We start from the raw sequence: 551 nt of genomic DNA, 5'->3' as shown, positions 1-551 counted from the left end.
AGGTGAGGCACGAGCAGGTGGATGTCGTGGTGGAGTGGCTGTTCGAGCTGAGCGGGTGGCCGGTGTACGCGCTGGTCCTCATGCTGGTGTTCCTGGAGTCGGCGGTGTTCCTGGGGTTGTTCCTGCCCGGGGAGACGGCTCTGCTGATGGCCGGGCTGCTGGCCGGGGCCGGCGGCCTCTCGATGGCCGTGCTCCTCCCGGCGGCTGTGGTGGCAGCGGTGGCCGGAAATCAGGTGGGCTACCTCATCGGCCGGTGCTTCGGCCCCCGGTTGCGGGAGAAGGCCCTGGGGCGGCTGATCGGTCCGTCGCGGTGGGAGAAGGCCCTGGATCTGGTGAGCCGGCGCGGGGTGGGGGCGGTCTTCGCTGCCCGGTGGATCACCGTGGTGCGGGCCCTGGTGCCTCCGGTGGCGGGGATGATCGGGATGCCGCGGCGGAAGTTCCTGCTGGCCAACGTTCTGGGGGCGGTGAGCTGGGCGCCGACCGTGGTGCTGATCGGTTACCTGCTGGGGGACTCCCTGGTCCGTGCCGAGCAGGTGCTGTCCTACCTGCCC

The 551-nt window shown here is 71.0% G+C and carries 1 protein-coding gene; it reads left to right on the top strand.

From position 1 onward, the window contains the following. Positions 1-26: 26 nt before the first annotated feature. Positions 27-551: DedA family protein (locus RCG67_RS17275; RefSeq protein ID WP_368828044.1), on the top strand; the 525-nt coding region annotated here is incomplete at its 3' end.

Origin of the sequence: Kocuria cellulosilytica (assembly GCF_040981245.1) — a bacterium.
Lineage (GTDB): Bacteria > Actinomycetota > Actinomycetes > Actinomycetales > Micrococcaceae > Kocuria > Kocuria cellulosilytica.
This window is presented reverse-complemented; position numbering and strand designations above follow the sequence as displayed.